At 48.6% G+C, this 451-nt stretch carries 1 protein-coding gene; it reads left to right on the plus strand.

Annotated features, from left to right (window positions below; genetic code table 11):
• Nucleotides 1–451, plus strand: a 451-nt coding sequence (rmuC, locus tag BCT81_RS28805; protein WP_133152774.1) for a DNA recombination protein RmuC, incomplete at both ends; no start/stop codon positions are given.

The raw sequence follows: 451 nt of genomic DNA on the forward strand, positions 1-451 counted from the left end.
AACAAGCGGAATCACGCCTAAAGCAGCAGTTCGAGCATCTCGCCAATCAGCTTTTTGAAACCAAAACCGCTAAGGTCGATCAGCAAAACAAGCAGAGTTTAGAAGGGTTACTCTCACCGCTGAGAGAGCAACTAGAAGGCTTCAAGAAGCAAGTTAACGATAGCTTTAGCCAAGAAGCTAAAGAGCGTCATACCTTAGTGCATGAACTAAAAAACCTGCAACGCCTTAATGAAAGCATGACTCGTGAAGCGGTTAACCTAACGCAGGCGCTCAAGGGTGACAACAAACAGCAAGGTAACTGGGGTGAAGTGGTGCTGGCTCGTGTGCTTGCTGAGTCTGGTCTGCGAGAAGGGCACGAGTACCAAACGCAAGTGAACCTACAGAACGATGCAGGCAAGCGCTATCAGCCCGATGTGATTGTCCATTTGCCACAAGATAAGCAAGTGGTGGT

Origin of the sequence: Vibrio sp. 10N.261.52.A1 (genome assembly GCF_002876325.1) — a bacterium.
GTDB lineage: Bacteria > Pseudomonadota > Gammaproteobacteria > Enterobacterales > Vibrionaceae > Vibrio > Vibrio chagasii.